Source organism: Paraferrimonas sedimenticola (assembly GCF_002282855.1).
Taxonomy (GTDB): Bacteria; Pseudomonadota; Gammaproteobacteria; order Enterobacterales; family Shewanellaceae; genus Paraferrimonas; species Paraferrimonas sedimenticola.
This window is the reverse complement of sequence record NZ_NRIR01000002.1, coordinates 296,129-314,789: the sequence shown is the minus strand read 5'-3', so window position 1 is coordinate 314,789 and position 18,661 is coordinate 296,129. Positions and strand designations below refer to the sequence as shown.

The 18,661-nt window shown below is 50.3% G+C and carries 18 protein-coding genes; 9 read left to right on the top strand and 9 right to left on the bottom strand.

What is annotated here, in order from left to right; all coding sequences use genetic code 11:
* Positions 1 to 4 precede the first annotated feature (4 nt).
* Genes surA through CLC93_RS17700 form a run of 6 tightly spaced genes read left to right on the top strand, consistent with a single transcriptional unit; the run spans position 5 to position 6,435 of the window.
* Complete coding sequence (surA, locus tag CLC93_RS04795; RefSeq protein WP_095504812.1) at positions 5 to 1,333, top strand: peptidylprolyl isomerase SurA; 1,329 nt, start codon at positions 5 to 7, stop codon at positions 1,331 to 1,333.
* A gap of 6 nt (positions 1,334 to 1,339) precedes the next feature.
* A complete protein-coding gene (gene pdxA, locus CLC93_RS04790; protein WP_095504811.1) occupies positions 1,340 to 2,323 on the top strand; it encodes a 4-hydroxythreonine-4-phosphate dehydrogenase PdxA in 984 nt (327 codons plus the stop codon).
* Positions 2,320 to 3,120 carry a 16S rRNA (adenine(1518)-N(6)/adenine(1519)-N(6))-dimethyltransferase RsmA gene (gene rsmA, locus CLC93_RS04785; protein ID WP_095504810.1) on the top strand — a complete coding sequence of 267 codons (801 nt, stop codon included), beginning with the start codon at positions 2,320 to 2,322 and terminating at the stop codon, positions 3,118 to 3,120. Before pdxA ends, rsmA begins: the two co-directional genes overlap by 4 nt.
* Before the next feature lie 10 nt (positions 3,121 to 3,130).
* Positions 3,131 to 3,514, top strand: a complete 384-nt coding sequence (gene apaG / locus CLC93_RS04780) for a Co2+/Mg2+ efflux protein ApaG (RefSeq protein WP_095504809.1) — start codon at positions 3,131 to 3,133, stop codon at positions 3,512 to 3,514.
* Positions 3,515 to 3,537: 23 nt separating this feature from the next.
* Positions 3,538 to 4,371, top strand: coding sequence for a symmetrical bis(5'-nucleosyl)-tetraphosphatase (locus CLC93_RS04775; RefSeq protein WP_095504808.1), 834 nt, complete (start codon positions 3,538 to 3,540; stop codon positions 4,369 to 4,371).
* Positions 4,372 to 4,404: 33 nt separating this feature from the next.
* Positions 4,405 to 6,435, top strand: a complete 2,031-nt coding sequence (locus CLC93_RS17700; RefSeq protein WP_095504807.1) for a methyl-accepting chemotaxis protein — start codon at positions 4,405 to 4,407, stop codon at positions 6,433 to 6,435.
* A gap of 62 nt (positions 6,436 to 6,497) precedes the next feature.
* Here the strand turns inward: CLC93_RS17700 and folA are convergent, their stop codons facing one another.
* The 4 genes from folA to rplU all read right to left on the bottom strand — a co-directional run bounded on the left by folA (position 6,498) and on the right by rplU (position 8,933).
* Positions 6,498 to 6,998 carry a type 3 dihydrofolate reductase gene (folA, locus tag CLC93_RS04765; protein WP_095504806.1) on the bottom strand — a complete coding sequence of 167 codons (501 nt, stop codon included), beginning with the start codon at positions 6,996 to 6,998 and terminating at the stop codon, positions 6,498 to 6,500.
* A gap of 24 nt (positions 6,999 to 7,022) precedes the next feature.
* The gene (gene cgtA, locus CLC93_RS04760) at positions 7,023 to 8,201 is read right to left on the bottom strand and encodes an Obg family GTPase CgtA (protein WP_095504805.1); all 1,179 of its coding nucleotides are present in this window, start codon (positions 8,199 to 8,201) and stop codon (positions 7,023 to 7,025) included.
* Between the two features lie 147 nt (positions 8,202 to 8,348).
* Positions 8,349 to 8,606 carry a 50S ribosomal protein L27 gene (rpmA, locus tag CLC93_RS04755; protein ID WP_095504804.1) on the bottom strand — a complete coding sequence of 86 codons (258 nt, stop codon included), beginning with the start codon at positions 8,604 to 8,606 and terminating at the stop codon, positions 8,349 to 8,351.
* Between the two features lie 15 nt (positions 8,607 to 8,621).
* Positions 8,622 to 8,933 (bottom strand): 50S ribosomal protein L21, encoded by a 312-nt coding sequence (gene rplU / locus CLC93_RS04750; protein WP_095504803.1) that lies wholly within the window; start codon positions 8,931 to 8,933, stop codon positions 8,622 to 8,624.
* A gap of 286 nt (positions 8,934 to 9,219) precedes the next feature.
* On the opposite strand from rplU, the gene ispB reads away from it, so the two are divergent.
* Positions 9,220 to 10,191 (top strand): octaprenyl diphosphate synthase, encoded by a 972-nt coding sequence (gene ispB, locus CLC93_RS04745; RefSeq protein ID WP_095504802.1) that lies wholly within the window; start codon positions 9,220 to 9,222, stop codon positions 10,189 to 10,191.
* A 119-nt stretch (positions 10,192 to 10,310) separates the two neighbouring features.
* Positions 10,311 to 11,633 carry an IS4 family transposase gene (locus CLC93_RS04740; RefSeq protein WP_095504801.1) on the top strand — a complete coding sequence of 441 codons (1,323 nt, stop codon included), beginning with the start codon at positions 10,311 to 10,313 and terminating at the stop codon, positions 11,631 to 11,633.
* A 142-nt stretch (positions 11,634 to 11,775) separates the two neighbouring features.
* Here the strand turns inward: CLC93_RS04740 and CLC93_RS04735 are convergent, their stop codons facing one another.
* From CLC93_RS04735 to mdh, 3 genes are all read right to left on the bottom strand, one after another.
* Positions 11,776 to 12,891: a SadB/YajI family lipoprotein gene (locus tag CLC93_RS04735; protein WP_095504800.1), complete on the bottom strand. Its 1,116-nt coding sequence runs from the start codon at positions 12,889 to 12,891 to the stop codon at positions 11,776 to 11,778.
* Positions 12,892 to 12,958: 67 nt separating this feature from the next.
* Positions 12,959 to 13,981 carry an FAD:protein FMN transferase gene (locus CLC93_RS04730; protein ID WP_095504799.1) on the bottom strand — a complete coding sequence of 341 codons (1,023 nt, stop codon included), beginning with the start codon at positions 13,979 to 13,981 and terminating at the stop codon, positions 12,959 to 12,961.
* Between the two features lie 243 nt (positions 13,982 to 14,224).
* The gene (gene mdh / locus CLC93_RS04725) at positions 14,225 to 15,163 is read right to left on the bottom strand and encodes a malate dehydrogenase (protein WP_095504798.1); all 939 of its coding nucleotides are present in this window, start codon (positions 15,161 to 15,163) and stop codon (positions 14,225 to 14,227) included.
* A gap of 254 nt (positions 15,164 to 15,417) precedes the next feature.
* Between mdh and argR the strand changes: the two genes are divergently transcribed.
* Positions 15,418 to 15,888 (top strand): transcriptional regulator ArgR, encoded by a 471-nt coding sequence (gene argR / locus CLC93_RS04720; RefSeq protein WP_095504797.1) that lies wholly within the window; start codon positions 15,418 to 15,420, stop codon positions 15,886 to 15,888.
* Between the two features lie 60 nt (positions 15,889 to 15,948).
* Here the strand turns inward: argR and CLC93_RS04715 are convergent, their stop codons facing one another.
* Both CLC93_RS04715 and ggt read right to left on the bottom strand, forming a co-directional pair.
* The gene (locus CLC93_RS04715) at positions 15,949 to 16,872 is read right to left on the bottom strand and encodes a Dyp-type peroxidase (RefSeq protein ID WP_169902844.1); all 924 of its coding nucleotides are present in this window, start codon (positions 16,870 to 16,872) and stop codon (positions 15,949 to 15,951) included.
* 87 nt (positions 16,873 to 16,959) lie between these two features.
* Entirely contained in the window at positions 16,960 to 18,645 is a 1,686-nt protein-coding gene (ggt, locus tag CLC93_RS04710; protein ID WP_095504795.1) for a gamma-glutamyltransferase, read from the bottom strand.
* Positions 18,646 to 18,661 lie beyond the last annotated feature (16 nt).

Sequence of the window (18,661 nt, the reverse complement as noted above, 5' to 3'; positions counted from 1 at the left end):
TGCGATGCGAGCCCAAACAAGAAGTTCAGGATTGAAGTTGATGAAATTGAAAATTACTCTCGCCGCCGGTTTGATGAGCATTGCCAGCCTTGTTAGCGCTGCGCAGTTAGACCGAGTTGCGGTACAAGTCAACGAAGGCGTTATTTTGCAAAGCGAAATCGATGCCATGGTGACCAATGTAAAATTGAACGCTAAGGCGCAAGACCAATCGCTGCCTTCTGACAACGCTCTGAAAACTCAGGTCACCGAGCGTCTGATCCTTACCACACTGCAAATGCAGATGGCCGAGCGTATGGGCCTGCAAGTGGGTGATCTTCAGCTTGACCAAATGATCGGCAATATCGCTCAAGAACAGAACATGAGCGTTGACCAAATGCGCGAAGCCATTGAAGCCGAGGGCGGTAGCTTTGCCGCTTATCGCGAGCAATTGCGCCAGGAAATTACTCTAGGCGAAGTACAGCGTATTCAGGTTCGCCGCCGAATTCAGGTGTCGCCTCAAGAAGTGACAAGCCTGGTTGCCATGATTGAAGAGCAAGGCATGCAGGAGTCCGAATTCCACGTGGGCCACATTCTGATTGAAGTGCCATCAAACGCATCATCGTCTCAACTGGAATCGTCTAAGCAGCGTGCCGAGAAGACTTTAGAATTGTTGAAAGAGGGCGCCGATTTCCGCCGCACCGCGATTGCCGCTTCCGGTGGTCCAAAAGCGCTTGAAGGCGGTGATTGGGGCTTTATGAATGTCAACGAAATGCCGACCTTGTTCGCCGAGCTAATGAGCGGTGCTAAAAAGGACGACATTCTTGGCCCAATTAAGTCTGGCGCGGGTTTTCACATCGTTAAAGTGTTTGATATTCGCGGTCGCGAAACCCAGGAAATTGTCGAGGTGAACACTCGCCATATTCTGTTAAAGCCATCGCCTATTTTGTCTGAAGAGCGCGCCAAAGAAATGCTAGAGTCCTTTATGGACCAAGTGAAAGCAGGTGATGCGCAGTTTGAAGACATCGCCCGTCAATATTCAGAAGATCCAGGCAGCGCGCTGAAAGGCGGTGAGCTGGGATGGTCTGACCCAAGCATTTATGTACCGGCGTTTAAAGACAACATCGAGCGTTTAGAGCCTGGCGAGTACAGTCCGGCCTTCCGTTCAAGCCACGGCTGGCATGTGCTACAAGTGATTGACCGTCGCACCACAGATGCGACCGATCAGTTTAACAACGACCGCGCCTATCAATTGATTTATCGCCGTAAGTACAACGAAGAGCTGAACAACTGGCTCAACGAAATGCGTGGCGATGCCTACATCGAAATCATCGAACCTATGCAGCGCAGAGGCTAATTTTCAGTGACTTTACGTATCGCGGTAACTCCTGGAGAGCCAGCTGGCATCGGACCCGACTTGGTGGTGCAACTGGCTCAACGCGATTGGCCTGCTGAGTTGGTAGTTTGTGCTAACCCAGAGCTGATTCAAAGCCGAGCCAAGCGTTTAGGCCTGCCATTGGACCTACGCCCCTATCAACCAGGGCAAGCACCGCAGCCACAAGCGGCCGGTACACTAACCATTGCGCCATTTCATTTGGATGGCGAGGTTGTCCCTGGCCAGCTAAACGAGGCCAACTCGGCTTACGTCGTGGATACTTTGGGCTTTGCCGGCGAAAAGAACATGTCTGGCGAGTTCGATGCAGTCGTCACAGGTCCGGTGCACAAGGGCATTATCAATCGCGCCGGTATCTCGTTCAGCGGCCACACCGAGTTTTTTGCCCATCAGGCCGGATGCACCGACGTGGTGATGTTGCTGGCCACCGAAGGGTTACAAGTTGCTCTGGTCACCACCCACATTCCACTGGCCTATGTGTCAAAGGCGGTGACTCGCGATCGGCTGCACAAGATCATTCAGATTCTGCACAAGGACCTGGTCAATAAATTTGCCATTGAGAAACCGCGCATTTACGTGTGCGGACTTAACCCTCACGCTGGCGAAGACGGTCATTTGGGACGCGAAGAAATTGATGTCATTTCGCCCGCGCTCGAAGAAATGCGCGAATTGGGCATAGATTTGGTCGGGCCATTGCCTGCAGACACCCTTTTCCAACAAAAATACCTAGACGACGCCGATTGCGTGCTTGCTATGTATCATGATCAGGGCTTGCCTGTGCTAAAATCACGGGGCTTTGGCAATTCGGTAAATATTACCCTCGGGTTGCCATACATCCGCACCTCGGTCGACCACGGAACCGCGCTTGAATTAGCCGGTAGTGGCAAAGCTGACCTGGGTAGCTTTGTCTGCGCCCTTAATCGCGCCATCGAATTAGCAAGCAAGAGTCAATGAGCAACAAAGTCCATCTCGGTCACCACGCCCGTAAGCGTTTCGGCCAAAACTTTTTAAATGACGATGCCATCATAGGTCGTATCGTCGCCGCTATTTCCCCAGATAACGACCACACCATGGTCGAAATTGGTCCGGGTCTTGGCGCTATTACAGAGCCGGTAGCGGAGAAAATCGACTGCTTGAATGTGGTCGAGCTCGATAAGGACTTGGTAGCGCGGTTAACCAGCCACCCTTTTTTGGGACCTAAGCTCAATATTCATCAAGGTGATGCGCTCAAATTCGACTTCGGCCAACTGGTCGAAGAAGGCAAGTCAATGAAGGTGTTTGGCAACCTGCCGTACAACATCTCAACGCCACTGATGTTCCACTTGTTCGAGTACGCCGAGCACATTGAGAACATGCACTTCATGTTGCAAAAAGAAGTGGTATTACGCCTGTCTGCCGCGCCTGGGACTAAGGCCTATGGTCGTTTGACGGTAATGGCTCAATATCACTGTCAGGTGATTCCAGTGCTTGAAGTACCACCGGGTTCGTTTGTGCCGCCGCCAAAGGTCGACTCTGCCGTGGTGCGCCTGGTGCCTTACAAGGACAATCCGCATCCATGCCAAGACCTTGCGAAATTGCACCACGTCACCAGCACCGCATTTAACATGCGCCGCAAAACCTTGCGCAACAACCTCAAAAAGCTTTTCAGCGACGAGGACTTTACGCAGCTGGGTGTCGACGCCACCCTGCGCCCCGAACAAATCACTGTAGCGCAGTACGTTGCGCTCGCTAACCTGTTAAGCCAACGCTAGGAGCTCCGGCATGACCTCACTGTTAGCACAGGATGTGAAAATCAGCGTGGTCACAGAGTACGTGCCACAGCAGTCGCAGCCTGAAGACGACAAGTACCTGTATCAATACACGATTACCATTGCCAACCAAGGTGCAGTGGCGGTGACCTTATTATCCCGCCATTGGTTGATCACCGATGGCAACGGTAAAGTCAACGAGGTGCAAGGCGATGGGGTTATTGGCAAAACGCCAACCATAGAACCAGGCGAGTCCTTCACCTACACCTCAGCGGCAATGCTGGAAACTCAAATGGGTACCATGCAGGGCTGCTACACCATGAATTGCGAACTCGAAGAGCGTTTTCAGGTCACTATTCCTGTGTTTCGACTCGCGGTGCCAGGCATTGTCCATTAAGCCCGTGCAAAGAGTTCGACGAGATGGCTAATTATTATGTGGGTGATATTCAGGGCTGTTTTGACGAACTCGAGCGCTTGCTAGCCAAGGTTGAATTTAACCCGTCTAAAGATAATTTATGGGCTAGCGGTGATTTGGTTGCACGTGGGCCAGATTCACTCAAAACCCTGCGCTATTTCGAAAAGCACCAAGGGGCTGTCCACACAGTGCTGGGCAATCACGACCTGCATTTGCTGGCAGTGGTCGCCAAACTAAAACGCGCCAAGCCCTCAGATCAGCTCGAGCCTCTACTTCAAGCCAAAGACGCGCCTAAGCTGATTGATTGGTTGCGGCGCCAGCCGCTCATTATTCGAGATAAACAACAGAAGTTAGCGCTGACTCACGCTGGTATCCCACCGCAGTGGCGAATAAAAGATGCCCAAAACCAAGCCGCCGAAGTACAACAAGTCCTCGCCAGCCCAGATTACTTGAGCCTGATTCGCGCCATGTACGGCAATGAACCGGCTCGCTTCAACCCCAAAGACACCGAAATAAACCGCTGGCGTTACACCATTAACGCGCTAACGCGAATGCGTTTTCTCACTCCGAAAGGAGATTTGGAGTTTGAGCACAAACTCGCAACCGCCAGCGATAGCATGCTAATTCCCTGGTTTAAATTCCCGCGTAAACCCAGAGGCAGCCGACTGCTGTTTGGCCACTGGGCAGCCTTGCAGGGAAAAACCGACCGGGAAGACATTCTCGCCTTGGACACAGGGTGTGTATGGGGCAATGAGCTAACCCTGTGGCACAGCGAATCCAATCAATTTATTCGACAAGCGTCACTAAAAAGCTCAAGAAAAATAATAACAAGCCGATAACTTAGAACTACCGAAAAACCAAGGATTACAGCAATGGCCATGAAAGTCAGTGTCGCTATGCGAGCCGTCGGCGGCTTTGTCTTAGTTACTCTCTTATTGCTGGTGTTAGGTGCCGCTTCGCTTATCACCGTGGACGGAGTTAAGGACAACAGTTCACAACTTCAACAAGTCAATATGCCGGCGATGAAAGCCAATGTCAGCATTAACACACTGCTCGCCGATCAGCAGCGCGTGCTGCTTACCGCCGCAAATAGCCAATCGTCCGATCAACTGAGTAGCTTAAGCACTCGCCTAAACAACAACCAAGGCGAACTCGACAGTTTGCTTGTGGATTTAGGCCAGATTTTGTCGCCTTATCAAGCTCTGGCCAGCGAGCTCGAGCCTGTGGTGCAAAACAACGACACCTTTAAAGGCAAAGCACAGCAACTGGTGCAAACTCGCGAGCGCATCATTGCTCTGGAAAACCAGCTGCAAGCCCAGTCGGTAGCGATCGAGACACAGTTGGAAGAAACCACCGACAGCCTATTGGATGTGTTGGACCTGGAATTTAGCGACAATGCTGCCGAGCTGAAACTCGCGGATCACGCCGCCGCCATCGATGCCTTACTGATTCGCTTGAGCGAAGCTCAAAAAGCGCTATTGCTGCAGACCACAGTGACTGGCACAGAGCAAATTGCTCAAGAGCTGAGTTTTTTGTACGCCGATTTTAACGGCCGTTCAAACATGCTGCTGCAAGACGCCGAAGCCACCGATTGGGTGGATGCCAGCGAAACCTTAGTTGACTCGGTTAACGCTACCCTTGAATTGTTCCAAGGCGGCTCTGCATTGCAACCAACCCACAAACAGAAAGTGAATCTGTTGACTCAAGCCGACACCATGATGAACGAGCTGGAGTCGCAGGTCGCTCAGTACACTCAATCCCTCGGCCAACTGGCCGACACTTTGAACTTGGCCACCGACAAAATCGGTAGCAACACGATAGACGCGATTAGCTCGGCTCAAACCCTGACCACTGTGGTGATGGTGGCAGCAATTGTAGTAGCCGTGGTAGTCGGCTACTTTACCGTGCGCCCCATCGTACTGAACCTGCCAAAAATTAACGAAGCCTTCATGGTTTTGGCCAGCGGAGATCTCAGCCACACCTTACCGGTGAAGGGCAAAGATGAGTTTGCCGAGCTGTCGGCCAACTGCAACCAACTGTCCGGTCGTCTTAAAGAGCTGATCATGGCGATTCAAGACCGCGCGGGACAACTGGCCGCAGCGGCCGAGCAAACCGCCACTGTGACCGAGCAAACTGCTAAAGGTATTCAGGTTCAAAAAGATCAGATGAACTTGGCAGCCAGTGCGACTCAAGAGCTAAATGCCTCTGCACAAACGGTCGCCGCCAATGCCAACGACGCTCTAGGCGAAATTAAGATGGCCGATGAAGAGGCAGAGAACATCGCCCGTTTGGCCGACGAAAACAAGAACACCATTTTGGGACTGGCCGACGAAGTGGCCCAAGCCTCTAATGTGATTAATCAGCTGCACGAAGACTCAGCCGCCATTGGCTCGATTCTAGACGTGATTCGCGGTATCGCAGAGCAGACCAACCTACTGGCACTTAACGCCGCCATTGAGGCTGCTCGCGCCGGTGAGCAAGGTCGAGGCTTTGCGGTAGTCGCCGATGAAGTGCGCAACCTGGCCCAGCGCACTCAAGATTCCACTCAAGAAATTCAGCAGATGATTGAAGCGCTACAGCAAGGTGCTCAACAAGCGGTTGCTGCGATGCAAGCCGGCCGTCGTCAAGCCGACTCTTGTGTGGAGAAACAAATGGAATCGGCGCAAGCGCTGACTGTGCTAACCGACGCTGTGCACCAGGCCTTTGAATCCGGCTCGCAAATTGCCCACGCCGCCAAAGAGCAGCATCAAGTGAGCCAGCAAATCGCCGAGCGCTTAGAGCAAATTGCGCAAATCTCTGAGGAGAGCAGTGTCGCTTCCGAGCAGACCAATCAGTCGAGCTCGCAAGTGGCCCGCTTGGCCGAAGAGATGCGTGGCTCTGTGTCTGAATTCAAAGCCAGCTAAGCTAGCTTCCAAGCATCAAAAAGGCCGCTTGCGCGGCCTTTTTTAATGGGCTTTTGGCTTTGTTAGCCTTGCTGAGCTGGGCGCTCGTAAGTGCAAAACTGATAGCTCAAACCTTTGTCATTGGTGTGCTGGCTTTGCTCAATACATTGCCAGCTACCGTCGTCCCACTCAGGGAAACGAGTATCCCCTTCTGCGGCTAAATCGATGTGAGTCAGATACAAACGCTCGGCAAAGGGGAGCATCATGCGATATAGCTGGCCGCCACCGATGATCATCAACTCTTCGATGTCACCGTGCGCCTTTGCTATCTCAACCGCTTGCTCGACCGAACTGGCAACGCTTACACCGTCTGGGGCGTAGTCGCTTTGGCGACTGATCACCAAGTTCAAACGACCAGGTAGTGGACGACCAATCGACTCAAAGGTCTTGCGCCCCATCACCACAGGCTTACCCATAGTTGTGGCTTTAAAGTGTTTGAGATCTTCGGGCAAATGCCAAGGCATTTGATTGTCTTTGCCAATCACTCGGTCGTGCGCCATGGCGGCAATCAGTGCAATCCGCATTGCGATACAGCTCCTTGTGTGTGGTTAGCGCTCGTAGATCACTTCCACATCGTAATCGTCATCGTCGTCCCAGTCATCGTCATCATCGTCGTCGAAGTCTTCTTCGACCACAACCGACTCTTCCATACTGGACTTGTGGTAAGAGTCCCACTTGAACTCGACTTTCTGCTCACCTTCTTCTTCGTCACTGTCTTTTGGCAGCGTGTCGAGGAAGTACAGAATCTGTTTGGCCAGTTCATCGGTACCTTCGCGATTGTACGCCGAGATGCAGTGAACTTCACCTTCCCATCCAATCGCTTCGATGATGCTGTCCATTTTCTCTTGCAGCTCTTCTTCAAGAACCAAGTCGGTCTTGTTAAACACCAACCAACGCGGCTTTGATGCCAAGGCTGGCGAGTACTTCTCAAGCTCAGCGATAATGGCTGTGGCGTTCTCCACGGGATCGGCACCGTCAAAAGGTTCGATGTCGATCAAATGCAGTAATACACGACAACGCTCTAGGTGTTTCAAGAAGCGAATACCTAAGCCAGCGCCATCAGCCGCACCTTCGATAAGCCCGGGAATGTCGGCAATCACAAAGCTGCGACCCGGCTCTGGATTCACCACACCGAGATTTGGCACCAGCGTGGTAAACGGATAGTCAGCGACTTTCGGCTTGGCTTTGGATACCGAACGAATAAAGGTCGACTTACCGGCGTTAGGCATGCCCAGCAAACCCACATCCGCAAGCAGCATTAGCTCAAGACGCAAGCTGCGAATTTCACCTGGGGTACCCAGCGTCTTTTGACGAGGCGCACGGTTGGTGGAACTCTTAAAACGAGTGTTACCCAAGCCGTGGAAACCGCCTTTGGCGACCATTAGCTTTTGACCGTGCTGAGTTAAGTCGCCAACCACCTCATCGGTGTCCTCATCGACAGCGCGTGTACCAACAGGTACCGATAGCACTAGATCTTGACCGCGTTTACCTGTGCAATCAGAGCCACGCCCGTTTTCGCCGCGCTCAGCGCGATGAAAGCGCTCAAAGCGGAAATCGATTAGGGTATTTAGGTTTTCGTCTGCCAGCAGGTATACATCACCGCCGTCGCCGCCATCGCCGCCGTCAGGACCACCGCGAGGAACGTATTTTTCACGGCGAAAACTAACACAGCCTGAGCCACCATCGCCGGCTTCGACGCGAATTTTGGCTTCATCTACAAACTTCATGAAATCTCCATGCTGGCATTCGAATTCACTTAAGTGATGACTTAAGCTGTTGAACAAGTAATCGAATTATATGTGCAAGGGTTGGCTTACGCCAAAAAGAAAGCCCCGCTTAACAGCAGGGCTTACTCGAAATCTCAGGTCTCGAAATTAGTCAGCGATGATGCTAACGAATTTGCGGTTTTTAGGACCTTTTACTTCGAACTGTACTTTGCCGTTGGCAGTAGCAAATAGAGTGTGGTCTTTACCACAACCTACGTTGTCACCAGCGTGGAATTTAGTACCACGTTGACGAACGATGATGTTACCAGCCAATACAGACTCGCCGCCGAAACGCTTAACACCTAGGCGTTTGCTTTCTGAATCGCGACCATTTCGGGTAGAACCACCAGCCTTTTTATGTGCCATGAGTAATGTCTCCTATTAAGCGTTGATGCCAGTAATTTTCACTTCAGTGAACCACTGACGGTGGCCCATCTGCTTGCGAGAGTGCTTACGACGACGGAACTTAACGATCTTAACTTTATCGCCACGGCCGTGAGTTACTACTTCAGCAGTAACCTTTGAACCTTCAACGTAAGGTGCACCAACTTTAACGTCTTCGCCGTTAGCAACTAGCAAAACGTTATCAAATTCAACGGTAGAACCGGTTTCAACTTCCAGTTTCTCCAAGCGAAGGGTTTGGCCTTCGGCTACGCGGTGTTGCTTACCGCCACTTTGGAAAACAGCGTACATAGCTATTTAACTCCACAATAGATGCACAAATCAGCGTCATTGGATTGAACCTGAATTGCGACTTAAATTTATAGACAATGGCCGCGGATTATACGTACAAGATTGGCATCCCGCAAGCAGTATTTAGAAAAGATCAAACTAGAGTTCAATGTTAGCACAGCCGCTCGCTTATAGGGCTGTGTTGAGCTTAGATTTAAGGTACCATTGCGCAAACTATAGTTTCGCATTTTTGCTAACGAAACCAACGCAACTGCGAAGCAAATAAACAACAGATTCAGAGCAGGTTATGGACCTACAAGCCATTCAACAACTGACCGACCAAGACATGAACCAGGTCAATCAGTTGATCATCGAGCAGCTACAATCCGACGTGGCGCTTATCAATCAACTCAGCTTCTATATTATTAGCAGCGGCGGCAAGCGCATGCGTCCCATGCTGTGCACCCTAGCAGCTAATGCAATGGGCTATGACGGCGATAAGCACTATAAGCTGGCGGCGATTGTTGAGTTCATCCATACCTCGACTCTGCTACACGACGACGTAGTCGACGAGTCTACTTTGCGTCGTGGTCGTGAGACCGCCAATGCTCTGTTCGGCAACAGCGCCAGTGTCTTGGTTGGCGACTTTTTGTACACTCGCGCTTTCCAATTAATGACCGAATTGGAAAGCCTAGAGATTCTAAGCGAACTCGCCAAAACCACCAACATTTTGGCCGAAGGTGAAGTGTTGCAGTTAATGAACTGTAACGACCCAGACACCACTGAAGAAAGCTACATGCGGGTGATTTACTGTAAGACCGCCAAGCTGTTTGAGGCCTGCACCCGTTTGGGCGGCATGCTGGGTGGTGCCAATATCGAAGAGCAAAAAGCCCTAGCGGATTTTGGCACCTATTTGGGTACCGCCTTCCAACTAGCCGACGATTTACTCGATTACACCGCGGATGCCGACGAACTGGGCAAGAATATCGGTGACGATCTCGCCGAGGGCAAACCCACCCTGCCGCTAATCTACGCTATGGCCAACGGTACGCCAGAACAAAGCCAAATGATCCGCAGCGCAATTGAGAATGGCGATGGCACCGAGGTAGTGGACCAGGTAGTAGAAGCACTTCAGCAAAGCGGCGCTTTGGACTACACAGCTAAAATTGCTCGCCAGGAAGCAGAAAAAGCCAAGGTCGCATTAGATATCATTGCCGATGGCCCGCACAAAGAAGCGATGAAAGCGTTGGCGGATATTGCAGTGAGTCGCTCTCACTAAGATTGAATTTTGAATATAGGAAAGCCGCTCATGTGAGTAATGCCGATCGTTTTAGATAGTTGACCGATCTTGGCAGTACCGCATAATCGGCCACAATCTTTTATTGCGGCCGATTTTTTATGTCTGAATTTTCCAAAGAACTCCAAGTAACCGCTGAGTTTTGCCACGACCGACCTACCGATGTTTTCAGCAAGCATATTCCAATGGAATGGGTTGAAGAAGCCGTTAAACAAATGGGTCGAGCATCCCTTAGAAAACGACGATTTCCTGCTGAGCAAGCGGTTTGGTTAGTGCTAGGTATTGGGCTTCAGCGTAATCGACCGATTCAAAATGTCTGTGATAATTTGGAGTTAGCTTTTCCTGATGCCGATGGTGAGCTCTCACCCATGGCTACCAGCAGTATCATCAAAGGTAAGGAGCGTTTAGGCTCTGAGCCCATGCGCTATTTATTCAAGACCACTGCCGAACAATGGGAAAAGCAATCCGAGTGCGATGAAGTTTGTGGGCTTAGATTGATGAGTGTCGATGGTACCTACTTCAAGACTCACAACACTGAAGAAAATCAGTCGTTTGGGTTTGTCCAAAAAGGAGCGGCTTTTCCGAGCGTCTTGGCTGTTACTCTAATGTCCACGAGTAATCACCTTCTGTCAGATGCGGCTTTTGGACCGGTCACCAACAGTGAAATATCCTATGCCCAGCAGCTTGTTGGGTCTGCACCGGATGATTCTTTGACCTTGTTCGATAGAGGGTTCATGTCTGCTGAGTTGCTCACCAGCTGGGCCGGAGCAGGCAGAAACTCCCATTGGTTAATTCCTATCAAAGAAAAAGCTCGCTACGAGATAACCGAGAGCTTTTCTGAATACGACCATCTCATCGACATGCCGGTATCTCCACAGGCTCAGCGACAAGCGCCTTACCTAGGTGAAAGCTGGCAAGCTAGGCTTATCCTTATCCCTACGCCCCAAGGTGATATCAAGGGATTTATCACTTCGTGTGTTTGCCCTGAAAAATACCCGTTTGAAGCGCTGGTAAAAGTCTATTGGCAACGCTGGGAGATAGAGCGTGGATATGGCGAGTTAAAACAGTACCAGCTGCAAAACAAACCTACGCTTCGTAGTAAAAAGGCCGACGGGGTCTACCAAGAAGTATGGGGCATACTCACTAGCTATAACATCGTCCGACTCGAAATGGCCGAGATAGCAAAACAACACCAAGTCGAGCCCTTGAGAATCAGCTTTATTGGAGCACTCTTTCTCATCATGGACGAGATGATATGGTCAAGTAACACCCGCACTCCAGGAGCAATACCTAAGCATCTCAAAACTCTAAGGGAAAATGGAAAACGGTTGATACTTCCGAAAAAGCGGAAGCGACCCGCTTATCCTAGAGCCGTACTCAACAAGCACAAGAAGTACCCATGTAAAAAAGCCACTCGCTCTTAAGCGAGTGGCATTACTCATTTGAGCGGCTTTTTTGTGCTTGTTGATTCTGCTCCGGTACAGACTTCAGCATACACCCGGATACAAAAAGGGCAGCTAGCCGTACTAACTACCCTTTCTCAAAATCACTTCATTACAGGAACGATTAACCTAGAGGTACAATCTGATCCACATCGAATTTCAGCGAGCACCAAGCAACGTCATCCCAATTCACTGTCGCAGGGTCGATAGCAGTTTGATCGTCCATGCCTTCTAGCGGCTGGAAGAATGCATTGCGCAAGCTGGTACCGACTAAGTCAGTTTTTACAAGAATACGCGCACCTTTGTTACGCTCAAACTTAACTTGCTCTAGTGAATCGTACTCGTAGTATTCCAATACTGCTTCGCCCTGCATAACAGCAGCTTGACAAGTATTGTTGTTACTAATAGTCATGCCGGAAGTTTGCTTGCCAGTATCCTTATCGATGTCTAGGCCGAATCCAAATACAGCAATATTAGGGCGTTGAACGATGTTGCCTTCAGCGTCTTTTTCTTCGCGAACAGTGGCGATGGTCTTAACACCCAAAGAGTTACCGTATACTCGATGCTCTTTACCGTTATCCGGGAACATGGTGTGGATGTTTTCACGACTTGGCGAATTACAAGCTTCTTCTAGGGTAGTTGCCGCTTCTGGATAGTAATCTAGGTAGTTCGGATCCATGTTTTCCAGCTCAACCCAAATCTTAGTCTTGCCGTTCATGCGTTGGCTCAAGAACTGAGGATCCGAGTATGAAGCGGTTCCGTAGAAGTAGTTCGCACCCGATGCGAAAGTGATGTCGCCCCAAGGACTTTCTGCTTTGTTGGTCACCTGTGCTGGGTGACAGCTCTGACAATCTTTATCGTCTTTCCAGTTGCGAACCTGGTGTTTAGGATCGGCTTCAATCTTGCCTTGGTGACAGCTTAAGCAAGCATCAATACCCATGTGAACGGTTTCAGAAGAGGCTAATGCACCATAGGCCGCAAACTGCGCTGGAGCAGATGCATTCGGATCGACATAATCAAACTTGATACCGATATTGTCACACTGCTGCTGGAAGGTGCTGATGTAGCTCTCAGCCTTCGCCGCTAGCGCAACTGTCTCTTGAGTTAATTCGTCGTTCTGAGCAGTTAGATCCGCGATCTGTTGCTCTAATCCTGAAGTGTCGGTGTCATCGCTACAACCGGCAAGACCAAGTGTGATACTTGCTGCTAAAGCAGTTACTAATAGTTTTTTGTTCATCATTACATACCACTAATTATTGTTTTTCTGCGTACTAAATCGAAACAACCAATAAACTGTCGCAGCCCATTTATTGGTTTTTTAAAAACTTTTGAAATGCAGAACTTTTGTGTACAACAAGTCCTTCATCGCCCTGTTCAATTAAAAGAATCGCGAGGCCGTATTTCTCAGCCATCTCCAAAGTGAATTTGCTTCCAAGCACAAATGAAGCAGTCGCTAAACCATCCGCCGTCATGCAGCTTTCGTGGATAACTGTGGCCGAAATGATTTTGGTCTCGACAGGTCCTGCCGCTCTTGGATCCATAATGTGGTGAATATACTGACCATCGCTTTCGTAGAACTGTTTGTAATTTCCAGAAGTCGCAATTCCGACATCTGACACTGATAGCTCTATATTCGCGAGGGACTCTATAGGAGACCCGATAACAACAGGCCAAGGTTGATGTTCGCTTTTTTGCCCGTGTACTCTGAGCTCGCCGCCAATATCTACGACAAAATTCTTTACCCCATGGGCCAGCATGTAGTCAGCAACACGGTCTACTGCATACCCCTTGGCGATGGCTGAGAGGTTTATCTGGGTACCAGGCTTGGTTTTACGGACTGAATTCCCGTTAAGTTGAATGTTCTCGATGCCGACCAATTCGTTTGCTGCCATCACGGCTCTGTAATCTGGAGCAGTGAATCGTTTGCCTTGTTCGCCAAAGCCCCAAGCGTTAACTAGCGGCCCGACGGTAACATCGAGTGCTCCGCCAGTAATCTCGGCTAAGCGAATGGCCTCTTTTAAAACGACAACAAACTCACGCGACATTGCGACAGGCTCAGTACTCCGGCTTCGGTTGTACTGAGAGATCTCGGAGTGTTTTCTCCAAGTTGACATGGATTGGTTAACAATCTCGATTTCGGCTTCGATGCCGGCGTGAATCTCAGATTGTGAGGGAATCTCACCAGTCGCCAGATATCGCACCGAATAGTCGGACCCCATGGTCTTGCCTTGAATCAGCTCAATGCGCTTATCCGCAGCATTAAGCGTACTGCTTAATAGACACAGGCAGCAAAAGACAAAACAAAGGGAAATAGAGCGAACTAACAACATCAAGGCTTCCAAACATCGGGATTAGCCCAGAGTTTGCCTTGATTAGCTAAATACAAAAGTTAGCGTTTTAGTGAAAGTGATGTGGATCACTGGCGGGGATCTAGAAACCTTTGTGCATACCAAGTCATAAAATCACGTGTTTACTGGTAACAAATCAGCATCACAAATCAACAAACAGTAGCAGCAAATTTTGGGAACAAAAATGCCCGCTAAAAAGCGGGCATTTTCTAGCCAGAATGCGGCTTAGCTTTGAACAAACTCAATACCCAATTGGATATCACCTTTCAAAGTGTCCAGCATTTCGTCGCGAGCTTTGACTTCGAAATCGCTCAACTCGCCGTAAGGCAATACTGCTTCAACGCCGTCTTTGCCAAGCTTAACTGGCTGCGCGAAGAACTGAGAGTGTTCTCCCTCGCCTTCGACGTAAGCGCACTCGACAACGTTATCTTCGCCTTGTAGGCCTTTGATCAATGACAGGCCAAAACGACATGCCGCTTGACCCATGGAAAGGGTTGCAGAACCACCGCCCGCTTTGGCTTCTACCACTTCGGTACCAGCATTTTGAATGCGGTGAGTCAGAGCAGCCACTTCTTCGTCGCTAAACTCAACGCCTTCTACTTGAGAAAGCAAAGGCAGAATAGTCACACCAGAGTGACCACCGATGACGTTCAAACGCACCTTGTCGACGTCCAGACCTTTGGCTTCGGCAATGAAGGTTTCAGCGCGAATGACATCCAAAGTGGTTACACCAAATAGCTTGCGCTTGTCATAAACGCCAGCTTTCTTAAGCACTTCGGCAGCGATAGCTACTGTGGTGTTTACCGGGTTGGTGATAAGACCAATCAAAGCGTTCGGACAGTTATCAGCAACTGCTTGAATCAGGCTGCGCACGATACCAGCGTTGATGTTAAACAGGTCAGAGCGGTCCATGCCTGGCTTGCGAGCAACGCCAGCAGAGATAAGTACAACATCAGCACCTTTAAGTGCAGGAGAGGCGTCTTCGCCAGCGTAACCTTTCACGCTAACGTCAGTTGGGATGTGGCTAAGATCGGCAGCAACACCTGGAGTAACAGGGGCAATGTCGTACAAGGCCAACTCAGAACCTTTAGGAAGACGGTTTTTCAGCAGTAGAGCCAGAGCCTGGCCGATACCGCCAGCAGCGCCCAATACAGCAACTTTCATACTTATCTCCAATTATCCGTGGATATCATTATTCTTGCGTCGCAAATGTGATGCCGATCGCAGCTTTTGGGTGTGGCCAAACCTTACTGGATCAAGGCATAAAGTGCAATCAATCCCAGCGGCAATCAGGTCAAATTTCGTTCAAGGTGGAAACTTAAATGAACGCATAACTATTCAATAAGGTTAACTAATGTTTGACAGATATGCATAAACTGGGCAGGATCACTCGAAAAACTGAATAACAAAAGGCAGATATGCGTACTCAATCCAACCAGGACGACCTGATTAAGGCCTTTAAAGCGCTGCTAAAACAAGAGAAGTTTGGCTCGCAAGGGGAAATCGTAAACGCCCTGCAAGCCCAAGGCTTCGCCAGCATTAACCAATCCAAAGTGAGCCGTATGCTCAGCAAGTTTGGCGCGGTGCGTACTCGCAACGCCAAACAAGAAATGGTGTATTGTTTGCCGGCCGAACTCGGTGTGCCGACTGCAGGAAGCCCGCTGAAAAACCTAGTGATCGACGTCGACCACAACAACGCCATGATAGTGGTGCGTACCAGCCCAGGTGCCGCCCAGCTGATTGCTCGCTTGCTCGACTCAATTGGCAAAGCCGACGGCATTCTTGGCACCATCGCCGGCGATGACACCATTTTCATCGCACCAGCGGACGCCAGTCGCATTCAGCACACCCTAGAAACCGTGTGCGAGTTGTTTAACTTCAGTCGTTAATCAAAGCACCAAAACAACAAAAGCGAGCCATCCGGCTCGCTTTTGCGTTTTCGAAAGACCTTAGTCGTCGGCAAAACTGTCCAGGAAATCTAGGCTTGGCGCAAAAAAGGCCGAACCGGTTACCGCTTGAGTAAAGTCCATCAAGTGATCGTAATGACCTTCGCCATCACCGTGCACCATAGACTTCAGCATGGCCTCAAAGTTATCTGAGTTACGGCACAGGGAAATAAAGAACAATCCCTGGGTTGCGACACCACCAAAAGGCATGCTTTGACGCAGAATTTCCATCGAGTTTCCGTCGCTATCCTTGAGGTTCACGCGCTTAACATGACTGGTCAGTGGCTTGTCCGCCGAAGCGTACTCAATGTTGTCTTCTTTGGTTCGACCGATAATGTCTTCTTGCTGCTTCACCGGTAAACGGTTCCAACGAGACAAATCATGGACAAACTTTTGGGTGTGAATATAGCTACCACCAGCAAACTGACGGTCTTCTTTGTCGACAATCGCCACCTCAGCGCGGTGACTGCCTTGAGGATTCTCTGTGCCATCCACAAAGCCGGTTAAGTCTCGGTTTTCCAAGAAGCGGAAGCCACGCTCTTCGTCAACCAGGGTCATCAAGCCTGACAGCATGTTGACCACTTGATTGGCCACCAGATGGTTGATGTCATAACGGTCACAGCGCAAATGAACAAACAAATCGTACTCGAATGCCGGTGCTTCGCGGTGTTCCTTGCTCATGCTTGGAAACGGCTTAAGACCTAGCGGGCGCGCACCCGGGTAAAGGGTATCCCAATAATTCGCCCCAACCGCCAAAAAGCCATTAAACGCAGGCTCTGTGTACTGGTCGGTGAGCTCTTCGATAAAACGAGCCACACTGGCGAGGCAGGGACGTAGTTCTTGCTCCACGCCCTCTTGCGCGTGAAACATAAGATACACACTGTGCAAGTTGCCCTCGGCGCACAGACCCGATTGTTGTCGTGCCATTTTTACTGCTTCCATTGATTCATCCAATGATTATTTTGTCGGCATTATCACAGGTTGTTGACGATTTTACTGCCAACAAGATCAAACTTAGTAACCCGCTGCCTGTCCGTCTTTGCGACTCTCAGAAGCACCAGCATAAGCGCCATTGTCATCGCGGCGAATCGCTTGATAACCACCATAAGGCCCTACTGCGTCTTTCAGCACATGGCCTTTCTCCATCAAGCCACGACGAAATTCCCAAGAGTACCCAGACTCCAGACTCACCACACCACCATCGGTCATCTTCTCGCCCGTTGGTTGGCTCGAGCCTGTGTGTAAAATACGCGGTGCATCACCGGCTTCCTGCAGATTCATGCCAAAGTCGACCATGTTGATCAGCACTTGAGCGTGCATCTGTGGTTGCGTGGCACCACCCATCACGCCATAGCTTATCCACGGCTTGCCGTCTTTGGTGATAAACGCCGGAATAATGGTGTGAAATGGACGTTTGCCCGGCGCATAGGAGTTTAGGTGACCAGGCTCCAAGTTGAACATTTCACCTCGGTCTTGCAGTACAAACCCTGTGCCTGTTGGCGTCATGCCCGAGCCCATGCCGCGATAGTTAGACTGAATCAGTGACACCATATTGCCGTCTTTATCGGCGGTGGTTAAATAGATGGTATCGCCGTGCAGCAACGCAGGATTGCCCGCTTCAACCGCTTTCATCGCCTTATTGGGGTCAATCAGCTTACGACGCTCGTCGGCGTACTTGGCCGACACCAACTCCATCACTGGAATGTCGTGAAAATCAGGGTCGGCGTAAAATTTGGCGCGATCTTCAAAGGCCAATTTCTTAGCTTCGATAAACAAGTGAGCAAACTCAACGCCAAAACGGTCCATGCTGGCAATGTCGTAGCCTTCTAGGATTTTTAGGATTTGCTGAGCGGCAATGCCCTGACCATTAGGCGGTAATTCCCACAGAGTCACGCCGCGATAATCCGCAGGCACTGGCTCAACCCATTCGCCCTTGTGGCTCTCCAAGTCTTTGTAGTTCAGGTAACCATCGTTGTCTTTCATGTAGCTGTCGATGGCCTTGGCAATATCGCCTTTGTAAAACGCATCACGACCATCGCGAGCGATCAGACGATAGCTATTAGCTAAGTCGGGATTCTTGAAGATCTCGCCAGTGGCCGGCATGCGACCGTTAGGCATGAAGGTCTCAGAGAAGTTTGGGAACTTGGACAATTTGGGGGCTGAGCGATTGAGATAATAGGAAATCAACTCAGATACGGGAAATCCAGCCTCAGCATAGTCGATTGCCGGTTGCAGCAAACGCGACATTGGCAACTCGCCAAATTTATCGTGCAGCGCAAACCAAGCGTCCACTGTACCAGGAACCGACACGGGCAAAGGACCGTGGGCCGGGATCGAGGTTAAGCCCTTGTCTTGGAAATCTTTGAGGGTGAGCGACAAAGGTGAGCGGCCAGAACCATTGTAGCCATAAAGCTTTTTGTCTTTGGCGCTCCAGACGATGGCGAATAAATCGCCACCGATACCACAGCCGGTTGGCTCCATTAACCCAAGCGCGGCGTTGGCAGCAATCGCGGCATCCAGCGCAGACCCACCTTCTTTAAGCACGTCTAGACCAATTTGAGTGGCCAGCGGTTGGCTGGTAGCCACCATGCCGTTGGTACCGTATACCTCTGAGCGACTGGCGAATTCGTGGCCTGTCACGCGGTCAAACGCACTGACCGAAAAACTGATAAAGCCAATTAAGGCAATGATTAGTCTCATGTTCCCTCTTGTTCTT

Coding starts and splice junctions, on each gene's coding strand:
- surA (WP_095504812.1), top strand. CDS start 5: ATGCGAGCCCAAACAAGAAGTTCAGGATTGAAGTTGATGAAATTGAAA.
- rsmA (WP_095504810.1), top strand. CDS start 2,320: ATGAGCAACAAAGTCCATCTCGGTCACCACGCCCGTAAGCGTTTCGGC.
- apaG (WP_095504809.1), top strand. CDS start 3,131: ATGACCTCACTGTTAGCACAGGATGTGAAAATCAGCGTGGTCACAGAG.
- CLC93_RS04775 (WP_095504808.1), top strand. CDS start 3,538: ATGGCTAATTATTATGTGGGTGATATTCAGGGCTGTTTTGACGAACTC.
- CLC93_RS17700 (WP_095504807.1), top strand. CDS start 4,405: ATGGCCATGAAAGTCAGTGTCGCTATGCGAGCCGTCGGCGGCTTTGTC.
- folA (WP_095504806.1), bottom strand. CDS start 6,998: ATGCGGATTGCACTGATTGCCGCCATGGCGCACGACCGAGTGATTGGC.
- cgtA (WP_095504805.1), bottom strand. CDS start 8,201: ATGAAGTTTGTAGATGAAGCCAAAATTCGCGTCGAAGCCGGCGATGGT.
- rpmA (WP_095504804.1), bottom strand. CDS start 8,606: ATGGCACATAAAAAGGCTGGTGGTTCTACCCGAAATGGTCGCGATTCA.
- rplU (WP_095504803.1), bottom strand. CDS start 8,933: ATGTACGCTGTTTTCCAAAGTGGCGGTAAGCAACACCGCGTAGCCGAA.
- ispB (WP_095504802.1), top strand. CDS start 9,220: ATGGACCTACAAGCCATTCAACAACTGACCGACCAAGACATGAACCAG.
- CLC93_RS04740 (WP_095504801.1), top strand. CDS start 10,311: ATGTCTGAATTTTCCAAAGAACTCCAAGTAACCGCTGAGTTTTGCCAC.
- CLC93_RS04735 (WP_095504800.1), bottom strand. CDS start 12,891: ATGATGAACAAAAAACTATTAGTAACTGCTTTAGCAGCAAGTATCACA.
- CLC93_RS04730 (WP_095504799.1), bottom strand. CDS start 13,981: ATGTTGTTAGTTCGCTCTATTTCCCTTTGTTTTGTCTTTTGCTGCCTG.
- mdh (WP_095504798.1), bottom strand. CDS start 15,163: ATGAAAGTTGCTGTATTGGGCGCTGCTGGCGGTATCGGCCAGGCTCTG.
- argR (WP_095504797.1), top strand. CDS start 15,418: ATGCGTACTCAATCCAACCAGGACGACCTGATTAAGGCCTTTAAAGCG.
- CLC93_RS04715 (WP_169902844.1), bottom strand. CDS start 16,872: ATGGCACGACAACAATCGGGTCTGTGCGCCGAGGGCAACTTGCACAGT.
- ggt (WP_095504795.1), bottom strand. CDS start 18,645: ATGAGACTAATCATTGCCTTAATTGGCTTTATCAGTTTTTCGGTCAGT.